We start from the raw sequence: 21,134 nt of genomic DNA on the forward strand, positions 1-21,134 counted from the left end.
TTTAATCTGGCAGGCTTCTCTCCAAACAGAGTCGTCCATATCCCACCTCACGGTTCGGATACTTTCCAAATCCCGGCAACTCTCTCGCCCCGCGCCGGAGATACGCCTTCACCTTCTCCCCATACAAAAACGGATCATTTCCTCTTACGATCCCCCATTCCATCAAAAGTGCCGATGCTCCTGTCACAAACGGCGTTGCGAAAGAAGTTCCACTCACCACTGTCACCCCTCCGCCAACTGCTGTCGTCCTTACGTTCACTCCCGGTGCCACAAGATCCGGTTTCGTCCTTTCATCCTGCCAGGTATATCCTCTTCCTGAAAAAGATGCATAGGAAAAAGTAAGCACATCATACGCCCCCACCGATATCACTTTATCTGCAGTCGAAGGAATCGTTAAGGTCACTTCTTCATCCGGATACAAAAATCCTGTCCCCCGGTTCAATACATTCTCACTTGGCAACCACAGATCATACTGCCCTTCCACAACCCTTGTCGGATTCAAAATGATCTGCCAGACTCCCGACGTAATATAATCTGTCACCGGAATCATATCAATATAAATCTCCTGCGCGACATTATACGGGCTCGGTTTTCCATAATATAATAAAATCTCCGTTTCCCCGATCCGGAATCTCTGCGAACCGAGAACAGATTGTATTGGACCGATCCGCGTCCCCGCAGGAGATACAAATGAAATTTCCACTTCGTCCGTATACGCTTTCCAGATCTGAATATTCAATGTTGGTTCATCTGCCTGTACTGCGAGCTGTATTCTTTCTTCTTTTCTTTTCTGCAGCACTCCAGAAGTATGCCCGGCACTTGCCGCTTCATTTCCGGTCCCCACACAGATCACACTCTTCCAGAAATTCGACAGATCATCAATATACCGTTCTACCAGACTCCTGCCGTCATGTGTTCATTATAACTAGGGGAACATTTTTCATAAAAAATCTCAGAAGCAAGCCATGTTCCGTCTACTTCTGAGATAATATTAGAATTTAATATTTTTATAACATTTCTTCCAGACAATCTATAATAGCCTTACAATATGGTACATAAGCTCCATTATCTTTATTAGAATAATATTCTATGAAGCTTCTTATTTCTTCTTCTGAATATTCTTCAGCATCAAATACCTCCGAAGCTTCTAGCGCCTGACGCCTGTCCCTTTCAAGATGGTAGCTGTCTAATCCTAAATTATGTATCATTTCCTGTGCAATATTTTCTGTTGTCCTTCCTCTTACACTGTTAATTTTTCCATTTAGAGAATACTTAAACGCTTTTTCCACTTCCATATCCGTTGGAGAAAGCATATCCTTTCTCCACCAGTCATTTTTCCTATGTCCGCAATGATCCTCATCTTCTCTAATTGTTTCTTCTCCATTACATGAAGCAAACAAATTATCATATTGCAAATCTTTATCCTCAAAAGAATCTTTTGGCAAAAAATGTTCAATATGAGACGAATCTGTTGTTATTTTTCTCATACAATAGCAACATATTTTCCCCTGTTCATCTACAAGGCATTCTCTTAATTTTCGTCTTCGATTTACTCCATCTATATCATCTGTCGAAAAATCATTTTTATAATGAGGTTCTCTGTTATTTTCCATTTTAAAATTTTTCTTCCAATCCTCAAACCATTGCGGAGACTCTTGTTTATTTATTTTTTTCATGTCGTCGCCCCCTGGATATCAGAATTCTCGCTTTAGCAACACCTTCCGCATATCCATTAGATTTTTCGTCTAATATATCAGCCAATTTCTCCGCTTCATCAAATTTCTTTTTTTCAATGAGCAAATACATTTCATCAAGCATTCTTTTAATATCTTGGTTTACAGAAGCAGTATTCATTACTTCTTCTAAGATCACATTGGTATCCCATCCCATAAATGATTTATATGATTTTAAAGCTATTTTCTGTCCCTCTTTAAACATATAAAACAACTTAAATGTATCATCTACTTCTCCAAGAATTTGTGGAGAATGTGTTGTAATTATAAACTGTATATTGGGGAACGTCTTCTTCAAAACACTGAGCACCTTACGCTGCCATGATGTATGCATATGCAAATCTAATTCATCAATCAATACTACTCCTATTCCTTCCAATGGATTCTCTCTTTCCGGATTCGCTAATGCCATTCTCCGTGCCAAATCACCAAATAATGCTATCGTACATTTTTCCCCATCAGATAACTGGTTTATTGTTAAATACTTTCCATCTTTTCTCACTTTCATTGCTAATGGCTTTCTATCAATATGAATGTCTTCAAATCCATCCAACATAGCCAACATAGCCTGTTTTACTGCAGATAAGCTTTTATCTTCATACTTTGAATTTTCTCTTACCTTGGCTTGATTTTCTATATCTTCCTGATTTCTAAACCACTTAAATAAATTTCTAAAATCTATTGTACTCTCAATTGCTTTGTCAAATGCGTCTAATTTTACAAATTGCTCTTTAGATGCTCTTACAGGAACATCCAATACAATCCTATTAACACCATAATTAACAAAAACCGGCATATTCTTATTATCAATCTCCTCGATCCAGTTTCCATTACCATCATCATGACCTTTTACAAGATAAGAATCTTCAAATTTTTCTACTAACAATTTTAATTCGGCTATATTGTGTTTTTTTCCAGTTGCTCTATCGATAGAGCGACTATATTTCATTTCTGCTCCATCTTCAAAAGAAAATACTGCCTCAATATTTGCCTTTGATTTTCCATAACTAATATCGTCATAATCCAATTCTGTAGATCTTTTTTTGCCAGTTCCTATAAGTTTGGCAATAATATTTGCATATATTAAATCAACAGCTCGAAGAATTGTAGATTTCCCAACACCATTTATTCCAAAGAAAACTGTTGTTTTTTCATCCAAAACAATTGTTAGCTTCTCAATTCCTCTAAAATTTTGCAGTGTAATTGATTTAAGTTTCATATTCCATCTCCTTGCATTAACATATCTCTTAACTAAATATGTTGCTCCAATCATAATCCTATATAATTTCTTTATTAACAGAAATTATACAATAAATACCTTGCCATCTCAAGATTCACCACAACTTTTTCTTTTTTATATTCTATCCATATAAGGAGACTGATACTTAAATACGATATCAATGCTTTTATCCCCATTCACAACAATCTTCTCAATCAACTCTGTTACGATTTCTCTTGTTACCTCAGATAATGTTCCATACTTGATAAATTTCTCTATCCAGTTTTCATAAGATTCCTCTGCTTCTCCAAAGCTGTTTTTCTCCTGCTCTGTCAGCTGAATTTTCTCTCTGATTGCCTTATCCTGTTGTTCATATTCTGCCTTGTAGGAGAGATATTCTTCTTTGTCCAGAACACCATCCACATAATTCTCATACGTCTTCTTTTTATATTTCTGAACAACTGCAAGTTCTTTTTGCAGTCGTTCTATCTGCTGGTCTGCCTCCACTGCACGTCTTTGCACCTCCTTTCTGCGATCTGCTGCCTTTAATATTTCATCCTTATCACTTTCTTTCAGTGCCAGTTCCGCCTGCCTCTGGATTTCATTTATTACAATGGAATCCAGTATCTCCTTCTTAATAAAATGAGAATGACAAATCGTATTTCCCTTTTTATGATAAGTTCCACACTCATAACCATCCCTGCAGGTAACTCGCTGAAGATTATATCCACAATCCCCACAGACAAGAATTCCCGCGTATGGATTCACCTTTCTCACTTCACTGTGAAAGCCCGGTGTTCTTGTTCTTTTCTTCATATTTTCCTGTACCTGTTCAAAGATATCTTTACTGATAATTGCTTCATGCATTCCCTCTACGATATATTGTTGTTCCTCTGGAATGTAATAATATTTCTCCACTTTATATGATATTTTTTCTGACTTATGCTGTACCATAGCACCTGTATAAACTCTGTTTCGTAAAATCACATTGATCGTAGGATATGCCCAGCCTTTTCCACCGGATTTTTCCAAAGCGTTCGTATAGTTCAATCCCTGAACCTTTCTTTTATACTCTGATGGTGTCATAACACCTTCCTGATTCAGCTTTTTTGCAATACCATCTCTGGAGTATCCCTCCAGACTCATATAAAAGATTCTCCGAACTACCTTGGCAGCTTCTTCATCAATAAGAAAACGATGCTTATCTGCCGGATCTTTCATATAGCCATACGGTGCAAAGCCTGACATAAACTGCCCACGTTTTTTCTGTGCAGAGAGCGCTCCTCTGATCTTCTTGGATATATCACGACTGTACATATCATTAAACAGCGTCTTAAACTGTGCCAGTTCTTCATTACTGTGATGAACAGAATCCACACCATCCAGAATTGCAATATATCGGACTCCCAACGATGGAAAAACACGTTCTATATAATTACTTGTCTCAATATGCTCACGTCCAAGACGGGAAATATCTTTTGTAATCACACCCTGTATTTTTCCTTTGTAAATATCTTCCATCATCCGCTGAAATTCCGGTCTGTTTGCAAAATAAAGTCCGGAATAACCATCATCAATATAAATATCAGCGATTTCCAAATCATTTGACTTACCTACATATTCTCGAATCAACTTCATCTGATTCTCAATACTCTCACTGATTTTATTCTCCCCGTCCTCCTTTGACAGACGACAATATGCAGCCATCTGATACATCACATCACCCCATCTTTCTGTATTGTTACATCCACTGAATTATTCTCCGAAGCAAACTTAAAATAAATGTCTAACTTCTGATCCGGATAAACATAAATTTTATCAATCAGTTCTTCAAGTACTTCTCTGGTCAACTGTTTTACCGTCAGTTTTCTCCGTCTAAAATTGTTCAGCCATACCTTTGTCGTATTCACAGCAGTCTGCTGTTCCTGTTCTTCCTGCTTCAGCTTTTCCAGTTCTTTCTGATATTGTTGATTCTCATTTTCATACATCTGCTTTAATTCCAGAAATTCTTCCTTGGAAAGAATTTCATCCATGAGTTGTTCATATGCCCGTTTCCTGTATTCTATATTTCGCTCTATTTTTGCCTGCAAACGGGTAATTTTACTATCTACTTCCGGCTTTCTTTGCACAATCTCAGTTTCCAGATTTTTCAGATCTGTGCACATTTGTTTCAACTGTTGATTGATAGCAAATACCACTAATTCATCCAGTTTTTCAAACGTAATATGATTCAGTTCACAGTAATTCTGCCCCATCTTTTGATGGAAACCGCACATATATCCATCATAACCATTATGTGATGCCAGATATCTCTTACGCATAGCGGTTTTGCATTTTCCACAAAACAGTAATCCTACATACTTATGTGGTTCCTTATTTCTGTCAAAATACGGAATTCGTCGTTCCTGTCTGATCTGCTGAACTTGATCAAATTCTTCTTTGGAAACAATTGCTTCATGTGCATCCGGTACCAATTCCATTTCTTCCAATGGAATTACCTTTTTATATTTAAGTTTATAAGATGGTTTGTTATATTTTCTGATTACAACGGCACCGGTATAGATCGGATTCTTCAGAATCCCACGCACAGTAGCCGGTGTCCATAATCCTTTACCCACGTCCCAGGCATAACCGTTTTTTAAAAATTCATAGGGATAATAAATACATTCAGACCAACTGCGTAGATCAGACAGCCCACTATGATCCAGACAACCTGCATTCCCCTCTTCTGGGGCAAAAAATTGTTCATACTTTTTCTTTCCTCCTTGCTTCCGTTTTGATACCAGATATTTCATAACTTTTCCATACATTCTATATTTGCTTTTTTTGTACAGTTATTTTATAATTGTATTATATTCGCAGAATCATTTTATTTCAGTCGCCATTTGAGCGAAAATCATCACTATTTTAGCTATTTAAGGAGAAATTATGAAAACTTCAAGCAAATGTGATTTTCCCGTTGACCAGACTACACGCCAGGAAACCCGCCATCATGGAGACTCCAGCCTGCCGATTGGTATATATTGCCAGCACACCAGTGAATACCGACTGGGTTATGCCCCCTGGCACTGGCACAAAGAGGCAGAGCTTTATTTTGTAACAGAAGGTTCCGCACGAGTCATCACAACAGAGGGTGAGACGGTTCTCCATGAGACGGAAGGGTGTTTCATCAACTCGAACTGTCTGCATTCCATGCGCCCGCATGAATGTGACGACGTGATATACCATTCTGTCGTTTTTGACCCGTTTATCATTTCCAGCAGTATTTCCATGCTATTTGATGAAAAATATATTTACCCTCTTTTGAGGAGTAAGCAGGTCTCTTCGATCATAATCGATTCTGACTGTCCGCTTCACAGTTTTATCTACGAAAAAATCAGCCAGATCGTATTTCTTAATAAAAAGCAGACATTCGGCTACGAAATTATTCTTCGGAATTCTCTTTCGGAGATCTGGTTCCAGCTTCTGAATCTTGCAGACGAAAAAATGAAGAATCCGCCCCGCGGAGCCGGTCTGGATCAGACGCGTATCCATGCCATGCTGACCTATATTCACGAACACTATACTTCGGATCTGACCTCAGAACAGATTGCCGCAGCGGCCTCTGTCAGCGTAAGTGAATGCTGCCGCTGTTTTCAGCGCTGTCTGAAACAGTCCCCCTTCGATTATCTGATTGAATACCGCATTCGCCAGGCAGCCGGTATGCTGCTGGATACGGATAAACCTATTTCCGAGATCTGCATGGAAACCGGGTTCAACAGCACCAGTTACTTTAGCAATAAGTTTAAAAGCATTCTCGGACAATCCCCGCGCGACTACCGAAAAACGAAAGGAGTATTATGAGATCCTTTACATTCATACTTCAATACGTGAAAAAGCATAAGCTGAAATACTTTTTCGGCATCCTGACTTTGTTTGTTGTTGATTTCGCAGGTCTGTTCATTCCAAGACTGACGGGCGAAATCACCGATGGTCTGACTACCCATTCATTGGACTGGAGCAAAGTCAAATCCTATCTGATATTCATTTTTCTGACAGGTTCAATCATTGCTCTCGGCCGCTTTCTATGGCGTTATTTTCTCTTCGGTGCCTCCCGCTCGATTGAGAAAGAACTGAGAAATGATATGTTCGCCCATCTGGAAAAAATGAGTGTGGAATACTACAACGAACATAAGACCGGTGACCTGATGACGCGTTTCACCAGCGACCTGAATGCCATCCGTATGGCGATCGGCCCTGCCGTTATCTGTGTATTTGATGCATCCGTCATGACGGTCATGGTCATTTTCCAGATGATGCGTTATGTCAATATCAAGCTGACACTGATTGCGATTATTCCCATGTTCCTGATCTGTCTCGGTGATCTCTATTATGGTAAGCTCATCCATGCCCGCTACCTGCGGCGCCAGGAAGCCCTTTCTGATCTGACAGACTTTGTTCAGGAAAGTTTTTCCGGCGTCCGTGTAATCAAAGCATTCGTGCGTGAGCGCTCACAGATCCGTGACTTTGCCCGGGCTAACACAACTGCCATGAACTATAATCTGAATATGGCAAAACTCATTTCATTTGTTATGCCTCTTCTGGATGTAGTTATCGGACTTTCAAGTCTGGCGACCTTGCTTTACGGCGGTTACCTGGCGCTGATCGGAGAAATCACTCTCGGCCGGTTCGTTGCTTTCAACCAGTACATCAATATGCTGGTCTGGCCGATGATTGCCTGCGGAGACGCGGTAAATATGTTTTCCCAGGGCGCTGCTTCCATCCGGCGCGTTCAGGAAATCTTTGATGAACAGCCGGAAATTACTGACTCAGAAAATGTGGAAGAGATCGATCATATTAAAGGCGAGATCACCTTCTCTCATCTGACATTTGTCCACCGCGGCCATACGGAACCGACTTTAAAAGACATCTGTCTGCATATCCCTGCCGGCACCACACTTGCTGTCATCGGGCGGACGGGAAACGGGAAATCCACATTGGTCAATCTGCTTCTGCGGCTGTATAATACAGATCCGGGAATGATCTTGATTGACGGCAGAGATATCAATACCATCCCTCTGCATGTCCTGCGTGAAAATATTGCCTATGTCCCACAGGACAATTTTCTATTTTCAGACACACTGAAATCCAATATTGCCTTCGGCGCCCAGCGTGAAGATATGGATGCCATCATTCAGGCAACCATGTCCGCCTGCATCCATGAAAGTATTGTCACGTTTCCGGACGGATACGATACGATTGTAGGCGAACGGGGAGTCACACTTTCCGGTGGTCAGAAGCAGCGAAGTTCTATTGCCCGTGCACTTCTGAAAGATGCCCCGATTCTGATCCTCGATGATGCATTGTCCGCCGTTGATACAGATACGGAAGAACATATTCTTCAGAATCTGCGGGTTAACCGTGCCGGCAAGACCACGATCCTCATCGCGCACCGCATTTCAACGATCCAGCATGCAGATGTGATCCTGGTGCTTGACAACGGTGAAGCACGTGAGATCGGCAATCACGCAGAACTCATGAAACAGAACGGAATCTACCGTGAGATGTTCGAACAGCAGCAGCTCGAAGCGCTGCAGGGAGAGATTTCCGATTCCTTTTCGATACAAAATGATACATTTGACAGACCATTTGCCAGAAAGGAGTGAACGACAGAATGAAGCGACTTTTATCTTATCTTAAGCCTCACAAATTTGTCATGACCGCGGCCACGGTTCTTGTTCTGTTCATTATTGTCGTGGAGCTCTACAGACCGATCATCATCGGTGATGCGATCGACAATTTTATCAATGGCTATTACCGCCCATATGTGCTGGCAAATGAAGATGACCGCGAAGTAATTACCTGGAACGGTCTGAATTTGACACGGAAAACCGACGAAGAGCTCACTCTCCTTCCGGAAAGCACCGAATGCTACCAGATTTTCCTGTATCATGATTCCTACTACATGGCAGAAAGCATCACTCCGTCTGAATGCACCCGTCTTCGAGACGCAGATAATGAATATCTGGAAAACTATGTCCAGAACGGCGCTCCTTACCTTGGCCGGGAGGAGCTGAAGGAACTGCGTACTTATGACTTTGTCGGTATTCTGCGTGCTGCTCTCCTGTATTTACTCATGCTGTTGATCGGCTTTATACTGAACTACATGGATACCTGGATGCTTCAGAAAATGGGACAGAAGATCGTCTATCAGATGCGTGAAGAAGTATTTACCCATATACATAGTCTTTCACTGACCTTTTTTAATTCGACTCCTGTCGGAAAACTGGTAACAAGAGTATCGAATGATACCGAAGCCATTAACGAACTATTCTCCTCAATACTGGTAAAACTATTTAAGAATACTGTAAAGATCGTGGGATATGCAGTGGTGATGATTTCCATCGATGTCCGGATGGCTGGTCTGTCTTTTCTCCTCCTTCCGGTAGTGACATTTCTCACTTTCCTTTTCCAGATTCTTTCAAGGAAAGCTTACCAGATCACCCGCACGAAGATTACCGACCTGAACACATTCCTCTCGGAACATATTTCCGGCATGCGTCTGATACAGATTTTTGCGCGAGAGGAAGCTAAATACAAACAGTTCAAGGGAAAATCCCAGGAATTATTTGAGGCAAACTGGCGTGAAGTCATGATTTTCGCAATTTTCCGGCCCGCCATCTATCTGACTTCCATCCTTGCCATGGTCATCGTGATCGGAGGAGGCAGCTACTGGGTGCTTCAGGGTACACTCTCGCTGGGTACACTTTTTATTTTTATCAGCTATATCAGTTCCTTCTTTGAACCAATTCAGGATCTGGCTGAGCAGTTCGGTACTCTTCAGTCCTCTCTTGCTTCCGCTGAGAAAATATTTTCAGTACTGGATGTAAAGCCTGAGATTACAAGCCCTGCCTCTCCTGTTCCGGTTCAAATCAAGGGCCGTATCGAATTCCGTCATGTGTGGTTCGCATATGAGAAAGATGACTATGTGCTCAAAGATGTCAGCTTCGTCATCGAACCCGGACAGAAGATTGCCTTTGTCGGTGCCACCGGTGCCGGGAAAAGCTCCATTCTCAATCTGATTGGACGTTATTTCGATATTCAGAAAGGAGAAATTCTGATTGATGGCGTGAACATCCGCGATATCGACACGGATGTACTTCGCAGAGCCATCGGGCAAGTGCAGCAGGATGTTTTCATTTTCACAGGAGATATCAAAAACAATATTTCTCTAAATAATGAAGAAATCTCTCTTGAACAGATTCAGACAGCCGCTCAAACCGTCGGTGCAGATTCCTTTATCCAGAAACTCCCCGGCGGCTATGACGAACCGGTTACCGAGCGCGGAAGCACGCTCTCGGCCGGGCAGCGGCAGCTTCTTTCCTTTGCACGCACACTCGCTTATGATCCGACCATCCTGGTTCTGGACGAGGCGACTGCCAACATAGATACTGAGACGGAAAGCCTGATCACCAAAGCGTTAGAGCGCCTCATGGAAGGCCGCACTACCATCATGGTGGCCCATCGTCTCTCCACCATCCAGCATGCAGACAAGATCATCGTTATGCATCATGGAGAAATCCGCGAACAAGGCTCTCATCAGGAGCTTCTGCATAAAAACGGACTTTATCGGAAGCTTTATGATCTGCAGCTTGTTAATAACTAATATCAGGAGGACACAACAATGATTAACAAAGAATTTCATGCATCCAGAAGACAAAAATACGGCGATTTACTAAAAGATAATTCTATGGGATTTTTATTCGCTGGTGACCTCATCATGGATCGGGGGGATCTTGAATATCCCTTCACTCCGAACGCAAACTTCTACTATCTGACAGGTTTTGATCAGCCGAAGGCGATTCTTATGATAACGAAAATCCATAATCAGATCCATGAGACACTATTCATCGACCACCCGGATGAAACTGCCAGAAGATGGATGGGTGTTTTCTACACAAAAGAAAGTGTGAAGGAGGAAACCGGTATTGAAACTGTGGAATATCTGGAACGTTTCGAGTCTTCCATTCCTCTGTTCCGGAGCCCCGACCGAATCCAACATGTATATGTCGATATTGCGAACTGGGGTGGCCCCAATGAAACAACACCGGCACAGGCATTTGCGAAAAGGATCCTGGACTATGACCCGACTCTTACGCTGCACAATACCTTCCATGCACTTTCTCTGATACGTCAGGTTAAGACAAAGGAAGAAATCCAGCTTCACTGGAAAGCATGTGATATCACCACAAAAGGCGTAAATAACATGTTAAAAAATCTTCGTCCCGGTATGTATGAATATGAGATAGAAGCATATTTTGATTTTATCCTGAAATCCAACCATGCACGCCATGCATTTACCACCATCGCTGCTTCCGGCAAAAATGCCTGCTGTATGCACTATGAACAGAATGACCGTCAGATGCAGGACGGGGATATGGTGCTGTTCGACCTGGGTGCCGAATGGGGATACTATGCTTCTGATGTGAGCCGTACCTTCCCGGTAAATGGTAAATTCACCCAGCAGCAAAAGAATCTCTACAACGTTGTTCTGAAGGGCCTGAACGCAGCCCTTGATGCCACAAAACCCGGTCAGAAAAAGAGTGAATTGCAGGAAATCAGCAAAAACGTTATGGCAGAAGAGCTAATAAAACTTGGAATGATTGAAAAACCGGAAGAAATCTCCAAATACTATTTCCATGGTTCCGGTCACTATATCGGGCTTTATACCCACGATGTCGGAAATGATAATGAACTGCTGGAAGAAGATATGGTATTTACATTGGAGCCTGGATTATACTTTGACGACCTGAATCTGGGGATCCGAATCGAAGATACACTGGTTGTGACCAAAGACGGTTACGAAGTAATGTCAGATGGGATTCCGAAAACAGTAGAAGAAATCGAGGCATTTATGGCAAGATAAGGGGATGACCGGGGAATGGGTACATAGACACAACTCGTGTCTATGTATTCGTCCCCGGTCACTTTAATTCGCGTTCCAGTCCACCATGCTCCCAATCTCCCCAAGCAGATTCGTCTGCATGATCCAGCGGATCTGCTCCGGATCATCAAACTGGCCAAGTGCCCACATCAGCTTCGTCACCGCAGCTTCCGAAGTCATATTTCCGGTCTCGATTGCACCGCAGTCGAGCACCTGTCTTCCTACTTCATACACTTTAAAGTCACTGCCTTCGTACATGCACTGACTGCCGACTGCGACCACCATTCCGTCTTCCACAGCTTTTCCGACTGCTTCTGTCATATTCCGCTTCCAGAACGGCAGTCCGCCGATGCCAAATGCCTCAATATACACGCCGCGGATCCCCATTTCTTTCAGCTTGTCAAAGATATTCGGTGAAATTCCCGGAAACAGTTTCAGCAAAAAGACATCCGTACAGAATTTATTCTGAAGAATACATGGTGCGCCGGTACGTCTCACAATAGACGGATTGACCATCAGTCCACTACTGTTGATCCGTGCCGCATACGGGTAATCGATGCTTTCAAATGCATCAAAACTACGTGTCCGGACCTTACTTGCCCTTGTTCCCATAATGATCTTACGGTTGAATGCCACATATACTCCCGGTGTACCGCTTGCTGCCATATGAAGTGCAGCCCTGCAGTTCTCTGTCGCGTCTGCGATCGGATTCTCGATGGAAACCTGACTTCCCGTTAAGACCACCGGGATCTCCACATTCTGCAGAGCAAAAGACAGGGCACTTGCCGTATATGCCAGTGTATCCGTGCCGTGAATGATCACAATCCCGTCATACTTTCTGCGGCGTTCATACACACATTGTGCAATCCTGCTCCATTCCTCCGGCTGCATATTAGAACTGTCCAGCATAAAAAGTTCTTCGTTTTCCACTTCAAAGCCATCTGTCAGCCCTGCAATTTTATTCAATATTTCATTACCGTGAAGTTCCGGCGTCAGTCCCTTTTCCCCATGTGACGAAGCCAGTGTTCCTCCGGTTCCCAGCATCAGAATTTTCTTCATGTAATTTCCTCTCTCCTTCATTTTCCTATACATCGGAAAGTATTATAACATAGTTCCGAAAATAAGGAAAGAATTGCATCTACAAGAAATCCTATCCGTCAGGTATACACATAAGTCTGTATATCGGGTGCAGAATTTCCGATTATATTTTGATTTCTTTGCCATCCGTCGTAATACTTTCCACTTCATCCGGATTCAGCGGTTCTCCCAGGACTCCGACTCCGTAATATCCCCTGAACTTATATCCGGCTGTTCCTCTTGAAGCTCCCCATGAATCTGTTACTGTAATTGCGATCGTTCTTCCGTCTTTCATCGTAATTTTTTCGATTTTCATTGCTTCCAGATTCCCGGTTGGCACATCCCAACTATCGGATGCAATGCTTCCCTCGATTCGAATTCCGAGCGGCGTGATTTCAACGGTTGTGAGATAACCTGCCGCCTCACCCACCTGCACCTTCTCGTGCATTTTTGCCTTTTTTATCACTGTCCGATAATCAAATTTCCACTCCAGATCCCAACAACCACTAAATACCAGCTCTTTTGGGGGTGCATCGTCATTTTCTCCCATTCCCAAATCATGATAATAATAGAGATTCTCAAAAGTAAGGGCCACTTTACTTCTGTCGATATTCTTCGTACCTGAAATTTCCAACAGAAAAAGCAGTTTCCCATCCTCCACCTGGGACTGCAGAACAGAACTGCGGTCCAAAGCTCCCTGGAAATAATTTGTTGTGACTTCCAGATCAAAATCCTCCGCCATAAAATAATCTGTTTCCGGGTCAAAATCTTCCGGGACTTCGTAGTCCGTATCGATCCGTATATAAGCCGCGTTCTTATCTCCGATCGAAGACGACGCGGTAAATGTAATCTCTTTTTGCTCCCCGATGAGCAGATCCCTGCCACTGCAGGTGTCCGATTCTCCGATCAGAACGGTTCCGTCCTCAAGCTGCGTGGTATCCGCATCGCGGATTCCCATAAAATCCAGGATTGCCCGGTCCCGGGCGTGCCGTACCCCCGCAGACACAGCCATAACTCCCAGTGCCAGAACCAGCGTAGCCGCCAGAAGAACGACCACCAACTTCTTCGGATTCATTCTCCTTAGGGTCTTTCTGCCCGTTTCACCGAATCCCGCACTTTCCATAATAAGATCCTCATCCAAATATTCCAACAAATCCAGCATTTCTTCACCTTTCATACCTCATACCCCTCCTTTTCCAGAAACTGTTTCATTTTACCTCTCACACGGAACAATATGGATTTGACCGTGTTTTCCGGGCAGGCAAATTCCTCCGCAATTTGCGCCACCGAATCCGCATACCAGTAACGCCGCACGAACATGTTCCGTTGCTGTTCCGGAAGGCTTCGGAGAAATTCACTGACAACTCTCCCAAATTCATTTCCGTCAATCACAGTCTGCATGTTACGCTTCCTGTCCGGAATGCACTGCTCCAGTTCGCCGGAAAGCTCCACGATAACCGCGTTCCGTTTTTGACGGTTCTTTTTCCGGCAGACATCCAGCGAAAGATGTCGGATGATCTTCGCCAGAAATGCAAAGAAATACTCCCGCGGCTCATTTGGCGGTATCCGTTCCCACGCCTGAAGGTATGTGTCATTCTCACATTCCTTCGCGGTCTCCATATCCTGCAGAAGACGATTGGACAATACCAGAAGTCTGGATCCATATTTCTCACTGGTATGTCTGATCGCATCCGGCTCCCGTTTTAAATATAAATCGATAATCTCTCCATCCAGCATGGCTCTCCCCCCTGTCTTTTTCGACTGATTTATCATTCTGACCTTTCATTTCTAATAGCGTCATTTGCATCTCCCAGGTTGCATATGTAGTTAAAAAATTCGTGGATCTTTTTTCCGTATGCTTGACAGCAAAAAAAGATGTATCATTTTTCCAAACGATACATCTTTTTTCAGCGAGTTATCAAACATCGACCTTACAGCCGCTCCTTATTCTCTAAATACGATCTCTCCCGTTTTTTCATCCATACTCTCGACAATGGCCAGTGATTCCAGATGAATTCCCTTCGAACGGATCAGATCTCCGCCTGTCTGGAATCCCTTTTCAATCACGATACCGGCTCCGACTAAAGTTGCCCCGGAATCTTCGATCAATTGGGTCAGTCCTTCCAGCGCTTTGCCGTTTGCAAGGAAATCATCAATGACAAGTACTTTGTCTCCTTCTCCGAGAAATTCCTTTGCCACAATAATGTCATAGACCCGTCCGTGGGTAAATGATTCAACTTTCGTTGTATAGACGTCTCCTGCAATATTCTTCGTCTGTGTCTTCTTTGCAAATACGACCGGTACCTGAAATACTTCTGCCACAACACAGGCAATTCCAATACCTGAAGCTTCAATCGTCAGAATTTTATTAATCTCTTCCCCTTCGAAACGGCGCTTGAATTCTTTGCCGATTTCGTGGAAAAGCTGTACATCCATCTGGTGATTCAGAAAGCTATCCACTTTTAAGACGTTTCCCTCTTTAATTTTCCCGTCTTTCCGTATTCTGTCCTTTAATAATCTCATCTTTCCTGACCTCCGCTTGCTGCCGGTGTATCAATTGTACACTTGTAAAATCATTGTACTTAGTTTTCACAATAATTGCAAGCTGTTTATTGCTGCATTTTGATTTAATTCACTATCCCATATATCTACATCTTCCAGTTCCCGTTCATTGGAAATCTGAAAGAAAACAGCATCATCCCAGTGCTTCTTCAGTACCTTTTTGCCGCCACTGTCACCTTCCAGTTCAAGTAGCTCTGAAACATATTTCTGTGCAAACCAGACCGGGTTCCCTGTCCTCTCTTCACAGCAGACGCAGCCCAGTCCTTCCTCTCCGGATTTTTCCATATATTCAAGGAATTCTTCCGCCGTTTTCTCTGATAAATACGGCTGATCTGCTACAAAAAATACATATGCATCCATCGCACCGGCCGCTTCCAGCGCTTTTTTCACCGTCCACGATGCACCTTTGAAACTCTCAGGCGAAAACGCAGTCTTTACTCCGGATTTTCCGGCCTCTTCTATGATTTCCGGATACTGGGTAACGACCAGTAATTCCCACTCTGAATGTCTATTTTCAATCCTCTTCAACCGCTCCAGCAAATGCAGATACATTCGCTTTCCTTCGATCGGCCACAGGAGCTTATTTCCTTTGCCAAACCGGCGGCTGTTGCCAGCCGCCAGATAAATCAAAGCCACTCTCATTTTCTTACAATTCCCATTGCGATCTTTTCACTTGTGATCGGCAGTTCACGGAACCAGATGCCGGTCGCATTCGCAATTGCATGTGCAAGTGCCGGAGCGGGTGTATTGATCACAATTTCCCCGATGGATTTTGCGCCAAACGGACCCGTCGGCTCATGGCTCTCCTCAAATTCCACCCGGAGTTTTCCCATATCGAGCCTGGTTGGCAATTTATACTGCATAAAGGACTGGTTCAACATCTGCCCTTTATCGGAATACTGTATGTTTTCATACAATGCCATTCCGATTCCCTGCACGATTCCGCCCTCTGTCTGCACGCGGGCAAGATTCGGATTGATCACGGTTCCGCAGTCCACAACAGCCACGTAGTCCAGAATTTCCACATGTCCGGTCTCTTTATCCAGTTCGATTTCCACCATACCGACCATAAACGGCGGCGGTGAAATCGGAGAACTGTGTGTTTCCGTCACCTGAAGTGCACATTCATTGCCGCACATGGATGATGTACCGATCTCCTGCAGAGTTACGGTTTCTCCATTTTCCAGATTCTTTGCACGATGACCGTCAAATTCAATCTTATCCACGGTACAGTACAGCATCTCGGCTGCCCGTTCGCAGATCTTTATCTGCAGCTTTTCACATGCCTTCTCCACCGCTTTTCCTGTAACATATGTCGTACTGGACGCATAGGATCCGGAATCATACGGAGAAGTATCGGTATCTGCTCCCGATACGATGATATTTTCCATCTGACAATCCAGGCATTCTGCTGCCATCTGGGCCAGGATCGTATCGCAACCTGTTCCCATGTCTGCCGCACCGATCATCAGTGTATAGATTCCGTCCTCATTCAGTTTAATCGTTGCAGAGCCGACATCAACACCGGAAATACCGGACCCCTGCATCGCCATACTGACACCGACACTTCGCACTTTGCCGTTTCCCATATCACGGCATGGGAATTTTTCATCCCATCCGATCATCTCTTTGGCTCTCAAAAGGCACCGGTCCAGTGCACAGCTCTTTGCCGTCTCGCCGTAATATGCCGGCATCGTCTGACCTTCACGAACCATATTTTTCAGGCGAAGCTCGACCGGATCCATCCCCAGTCTTCCCGCCAGTTCATTGACTGCACTCTCTACAGCAAAAATACCCTGAGTCGCTCCATATCCACGGTATGCTCCCGCTGACATGGTATTCGTATATACAACATCATAGGCGAAACGATGTGCCTCAAGAGAACCGTATAATGGAATAGATTTATGGCCGGACAGTCCTACGGTCGTAGGGCCATGTTCTCCGTAAGCCCCCGTATTGGATAACGTATATACATCAATCGCCCGAATTCTTCCGTCTTTGTCTGCCCCGACTTTCACAGAAACTTCCATCTCATGCCTCGGCGAGGACGCCGTCTGTGATTCCTCCCGGGTAAATATCATCTTGGATGCCTTCCCGGTCTTCCATGTCACAAATGCCGGGAAAATCTCCGCTACTACCGTCTGTTTTGCTCCGAATCCGCCACCGATTCTTGGCTTCATCACACGAATCTTTGATTTCGGTATTCCCAGTGCATTAGAGAGGATTCTGCGCGCATGGAATACGATCTGAGTGGAGCTGAGTACATTCAGCCGCCCGTATGTATCCATATAGCATACTGTCCGGAATGTTTCCATCATCGCCTGCTGATTCGCCAGCGTATGCCAGGTTCCTTCCACCACGACATCGCAGTCTGCAAGCACCTGATCCACATCTCCGTGACCGCTGCTTTCACATGCGCAGAGATTTCTCTTATTATCCGCACCGACCGGGGACAAGGATTTCCAGGTATCCTCCGGATGCACCAGAAGTTCATTGTCCTTTGCCTTACGGAAATCCAGAATCGCCGGCAGTACTTCATATTCCACTTTAATCATTCTGAGTGCCTGTTCCACACACTCCTCATTCGCTCCGGCAACGATCGCCACCGGGTCGCCCACATACCGCACATGTCTGTCAAGAATCAAGCGGTCATAAGGGCTGGGTTCCGGATAGGTCTGTCCAGCCATTGTAAATCTCTGCTGCGGCACATCTTCCCATGTATAAATATCTTCAATTCCCGGAACTCGCTTTGCAATATCTGTTTTTATATTCTTTACCATCGCGTTCGCGTGAGGACTTCTGAGTACCTTGACAACCAGACAGTCCTTCGGTGCCAGATCATCGGTAAATACCGGTTTCCCCTGAACCAGCGCCATGGCATCTTTTTTTCTGAACGGCTGACCAACTACCTGCATACGGCACCTCCCTGTTTCTTGTATTCTATAAATGCACGGATTCCTCTGAGCTGCCCTTCATATCCGGAGCAACGGCACAGATTCCCCGCCAGATATTCCCTGATTTCGTCATCTGTAGGAGCCGGATTCTCCCGGAACAGGGCTATTGCATTCATGATCATTCCCGGATTGCAGAATCCGCACTGCTCTGCCCCCTGATCTGCGATAAATGCGCCGAATTCAGCAGCTTCCTCCTGCAGTCCCTCCAGAGTCTGCACTGCATGTCCGTCCGCTCTTGCTGCAAGTACGGAACAGGAAAGCACCGGCTTTTCATCCAGAAATACGGTGCAAAGACCGCAATTGGAGGTCTCACATCCCCGTTTCACACTATAACATCCATGATTTCTCACAAAATCGATCAAAAGCAGATCCGGTTTGATATCTTCTGTCACTTTTTTCCCATTCAGCATCACACTAATCTGCATTTTGCCGCCCCCTTTCTTCCAGAAGTGCCAGGATTGCCCGTTTCAGCAGCACACCTGCCAAATGGCTCCGGTACTCGGCACTGGCACGCATATTACTTCCTGTAGGAATCTGTTCTGCCAATTCTTTCGCCATCTGCTCCGCCTCCAATTCTGTGCATCTTCCCTCTTCAATCGCCTTTTTCCATTCTTCTTTTAACGGAACGCAGATTGCTTTTGACGGTCTTGCTCCCACGACCGCTCTTGCCCCGCGATCATCCGCAGAAACAGCAACTGCCAGTACCGGAAAATCCGTCTTTACGTTTCTGTGTGAAAGATAGGCGTGAAGTCCCGGCTTCTTTTTCACGATCAGCCGCACCAGAATGTCGTTATCCTTCTCCATCTCCGCAAATTCTTCGAGCGGAATCACTCCGCCTTTATACAATTCAACATAGGTATCCAGAGCCAGAAAACAAGTCAGTACATCGGAAAATCCAAATCTTCCGAAAATGCTTCCCCCTACAGTCGCCAGATTCCGGAACTGTACACCTACGATCGGTTTCACGCTCTCTCTGACAATTCCATGACTCCATTCATTGAGTCCTTCATGGAGTTCAAGCTGACGCAGTGTAACCATACATCCGATCCGATATTCTACCTCATTTTCTTCAATCTGATCCAGCCCCAGTGCCGATAAGTCAATCGCTGTCTGAATCCTTGCATCGCTCATCTTCATCCAGAGCATTCCCCCGATGATCCGGTTCGTCTTTTTCTGGTTGAGCTGGTAAGCCTGCTCCAGACTTTCCGCCCTCACATACTCTTTGATTTTCAACATGTTCCAATTCCCTCCGTCTATAGGTATTTCTCCTCTATTTGATGCAGCGAAACCATACCGCCACATTCTTCACGCTTTTGCATGACCTCTCTCAGTTCTTTTCTTGTATCGTCTTCCAGCCTGTCTATCTGATTGATCAAATATCGATATTCGCAAACCACATTCTTCTTTTGTCCGTCCCTGCTGGTCAGCGCCTCGGCCATATGTACTACTTTAATCTGTTCATCCGGTTCACAACGAAAATATGCGCACGCAATATGGTATCTGTGGCACGCCTCTCTGAACGTTCTGCCGATCGCTCCTGCCCCTGCCACACCGATCACCATATCCGTCTTTGCCGGAATAACCGGCTCATGATCTGCCGGAAATTTCATCGGCAGCTGTCTGCTGCCATCTCCCTCCACCAGGACAATGTCATATTCTTTCAGCAATTCTCCCGGGAATTCTTCCGATATTCCTTTGATCTTTCCGTCTTCACACGGAATTCCAAGCGGACGAAAACAGTATCGCCCCTCCGCCTGCATATGCGTGGTCGTCGTAACAGCCACTTTGTATCCCGCATCGGTCAGTTCTCTGGCAAGAAGATAGATCAATGTAGTTTTCCCGCCTGCCCCAACAACAGTGATCATGCGATGCTTCTGCGGTACGATCCGAAGCAGGCCGGTCAGTTCTTTAACTTCCGCCTTCATTCTATACGCCAGCCTTTTTACAAATATCATTCAGGCAACATCTGTCACAATACGGTTTCGTACGTGCTGTACAGACATCCCGTCCATGAAACACAAGCCGGTGACAGAAATCGCTTCCTTCTTCCGGCGGAACAAGCTTCCAGAGTGCCATTTCTACTTTCTTCGGCTCCTTTATCCCGTCAACCAGACCGATTCTGTTTACCAGACGAATACAATGTGTATCCGTCACGATCGCCGGCTCACCGAACACATCCCCCATGATCAGATTGGCACTCTTTCTGCCCACTCCCGGCAGCTTCAAAATCTTGTCGAAGTCCTTTGGAATCTTTCCGCCGTACTCGTCTCTCAGCATTTTCATGCAGGCGCTGATATCCCTCGCCTTGCTCCGTCCCAGACCGCATGGCCGGACAATGGCTTCAATATCATCCACATCCGCTTCCGCAAGAGCTTCCACAGTCGGGTACTTTTTATACAGCCCTTCCACGACCACATTTACCCGGGCATCCGTACACTGCGCCGCAAGACGCACACTGACCAGAAGTTTCCAGGCCTCATCGTAATCCAACGTGCATCCTGCCTCCGGATATTCCTTCTTCAAACGCTCTATTACTTCTAATGTTAACTGTTTCTTTGTCATTTCTTCTGTAAACACCTCTTTCTGTGCCGATAAGTCAGGTCTCCCCGACTTCTTCATATCGACACATATATTGTTATTGTACCATTTCCTCTTAAATCAGTAAA

18 protein-coding genes and 1 pseudogene are annotated in these 21,134 nt (G+C 44.5%); 4 read left to right on the plus strand and 15 right to left on the minus strand.

Annotated features, from left to right (window positions below):
• Position 1: 1 nt before the first annotated feature.
• The 5 genes and pseudogenes from ACTNB3_RS14120 to ACTNB3_RS14140 all read right to left on the minus strand — a co-directional run.
• A pseudogene (locus tag ACTNB3_RS14120) lies at positions 2-916 on the minus strand (S8 family peptidase); the annotation flags it as partial.
• A gap of 91 nt (positions 917-1,007) precedes the next feature.
• Positions 1,008-1,676: a retron system putative HNH endonuclease gene (locus ACTNB3_RS14125; RefSeq protein ID WP_427820172.1), complete on the minus strand. Its 669-nt coding sequence runs from the start codon at positions 1,674-1,676 to the stop codon at positions 1,008-1,010.
• On the minus strand, positions 1,660-2,952 hold the full coding sequence (locus ACTNB3_RS14130) for an AAA family ATPase (protein WP_441026408.1): 1,293 nt from the start codon (positions 2,950-2,952) through the stop codon (positions 1,660-1,662). Before ACTNB3_RS14130 ends, ACTNB3_RS14125 begins: the two co-directional genes overlap by 17 nt.
• Positions 2,953-3,087: 135 nt before the next feature.
• A complete protein-coding gene (locus ACTNB3_RS14135) occupies positions 3,088-4,668 on the minus strand; it encodes a recombinase family protein (RefSeq protein WP_427820174.1) in 1,581 nt (526 codons plus the stop codon).
• Positions 4,668-5,762, minus strand: coding sequence for a recombinase family protein (locus ACTNB3_RS14140; RefSeq protein ID WP_427820175.1), 1,095 nt, complete (start codon positions 5,760-5,762; stop codon positions 4,668-4,670). Before ACTNB3_RS14140 ends, ACTNB3_RS14135 begins: the two co-directional genes overlap by 1 nt.
• Before the next feature lie 118 nt (positions 5,763-5,880).
• On the opposite strand from ACTNB3_RS14140, the gene ACTNB3_RS14145 reads away from it, so the two are divergent.
• From ACTNB3_RS14145 to ACTNB3_RS14160, 4 genes are read left to right on the plus strand one after another with little or no spacing between them, the layout of a single operon-like run.
• Positions 5,881-6,795 (plus strand): AraC family transcriptional regulator, encoded by a 915-nt coding sequence (locus tag ACTNB3_RS14145; RefSeq protein WP_441018036.1) that lies wholly within the window; start codon positions 5,881-5,883, stop codon positions 6,793-6,795.
• Complete coding sequence (locus tag ACTNB3_RS14150; protein ID WP_427808344.1) at positions 6,792-8,597, plus strand: ABC transporter ATP-binding protein; 1,806 nt, start codon at positions 6,792-6,794, stop codon at positions 8,595-8,597. Before ACTNB3_RS14145 ends, ACTNB3_RS14150 begins: the two co-directional genes overlap by 4 nt.
• A gap of 8 nt (positions 8,598-8,605) precedes the next feature.
• The gene (locus tag ACTNB3_RS14155; RefSeq protein WP_441026411.1) at positions 8,606-10,597 is read left to right on the plus strand and encodes an ABC transporter ATP-binding protein; all 1,992 of its coding nucleotides are present in this window, start codon (positions 8,606-8,608) and stop codon (positions 10,595-10,597) included.
• A gap of 18 nt (positions 10,598-10,615) precedes the next feature.
• Entirely contained in the window at positions 10,616-11,857 is a 1,242-nt protein-coding gene (locus tag ACTNB3_RS14160) for an aminopeptidase P family protein (RefSeq protein ID WP_441026413.1), read from the plus strand.
• Positions 11,858-11,920: 63 nt separating this feature from the next.
• On the opposite strand, the gene ACTNB3_RS14165 is transcribed toward ACTNB3_RS14160, so the two are convergent.
• The 10 genes from ACTNB3_RS14165 to ACTNB3_RS14210 all read right to left on the minus strand — a co-directional run bounded on the left by ACTNB3_RS14165 (position 11,921) and on the right by ACTNB3_RS14210 (position 21,030).
• Complete coding sequence (locus ACTNB3_RS14165) at positions 11,921-12,934, minus strand: asparaginase (RefSeq protein WP_441018029.1); 1,014 nt, start codon at positions 12,932-12,934, stop codon at positions 11,921-11,923.
• Between the two features lie 142 nt (positions 12,935-13,076).
• Positions 13,077-14,129: a hypothetical protein gene (locus ACTNB3_RS14170; RefSeq protein WP_441026415.1), complete on the minus strand. Its 1,053-nt coding sequence runs from the start codon at positions 14,127-14,129 to the stop codon at positions 13,077-13,079.
• Positions 14,126-14,689, minus strand: coding sequence for an RNA polymerase sigma factor (locus ACTNB3_RS14175; protein ID WP_441026417.1), 564 nt, complete (start codon positions 14,687-14,689; stop codon positions 14,126-14,128). Before ACTNB3_RS14175 ends, ACTNB3_RS14170 begins: the two co-directional genes overlap by 4 nt.
• A gap of 207 nt (positions 14,690-14,896) precedes the next feature.
• A complete protein-coding gene (locus ACTNB3_RS14180; protein ID WP_441026419.1) occupies positions 14,897-15,475 on the minus strand; it encodes a xanthine phosphoribosyltransferase in 579 nt (192 codons plus the stop codon).
• 66 nt (positions 15,476-15,541) lie between these two features.
• A complete protein-coding gene (locus tag ACTNB3_RS14185) occupies positions 15,542-16,156 on the minus strand; it encodes a nucleotidyltransferase family protein (RefSeq protein ID WP_441026421.1) in 615 nt (204 codons plus the stop codon).
• Complete coding sequence (locus ACTNB3_RS14190; RefSeq protein WP_441026423.1) at positions 16,153-18,429, minus strand: xanthine dehydrogenase family protein molybdopterin-binding subunit; 2,277 nt, start codon at positions 18,427-18,429, stop codon at positions 16,153-16,155. Before ACTNB3_RS14190 ends, ACTNB3_RS14185 begins: the two co-directional genes overlap by 4 nt.
• Positions 18,420-18,893 carry a (2Fe-2S)-binding protein gene (locus ACTNB3_RS14195; protein WP_427808324.1) on the minus strand — a complete coding sequence of 158 codons (474 nt, stop codon included), beginning with the start codon at positions 18,891-18,893 and terminating at the stop codon, positions 18,420-18,422. Before ACTNB3_RS14195 ends, ACTNB3_RS14190 begins: the two co-directional genes overlap by 10 nt.
• Complete coding sequence (locus tag ACTNB3_RS14200) at positions 18,883-19,704, minus strand: FAD binding domain-containing protein (RefSeq protein WP_427820185.1); 822 nt, start codon at positions 19,702-19,704, stop codon at positions 18,883-18,885. Before ACTNB3_RS14200 ends, ACTNB3_RS14195 begins: the two co-directional genes overlap by 11 nt.
• 17 nt (positions 19,705-19,721) lie before the next feature.
• Positions 19,722-20,393, minus strand: coding sequence for a selenium cofactor biosynthesis protein YqeC (gene yqeC / locus ACTNB3_RS14205; RefSeq protein WP_441026426.1), 672 nt, complete (start codon positions 20,391-20,393; stop codon positions 19,722-19,724).
• Position 20,394: 1 nt separating this feature from the next.
• Positions 20,395-21,030 (minus strand): endonuclease III domain-containing protein, encoded by a 636-nt coding sequence (locus ACTNB3_RS14210; protein WP_441026428.1) that lies wholly within the window; start codon positions 21,028-21,030, stop codon positions 20,395-20,397.
• Positions 21,031-21,134: the final 104 nt, after the last annotated feature.

The organism is Bariatricus sp. HCP28S3_D3 (assembly GCF_052065755.1).
Taxonomy (GTDB): Bacteria; Bacillota; Clostridia; order Lachnospirales; family Lachnospiraceae; genus Allocoprococcus.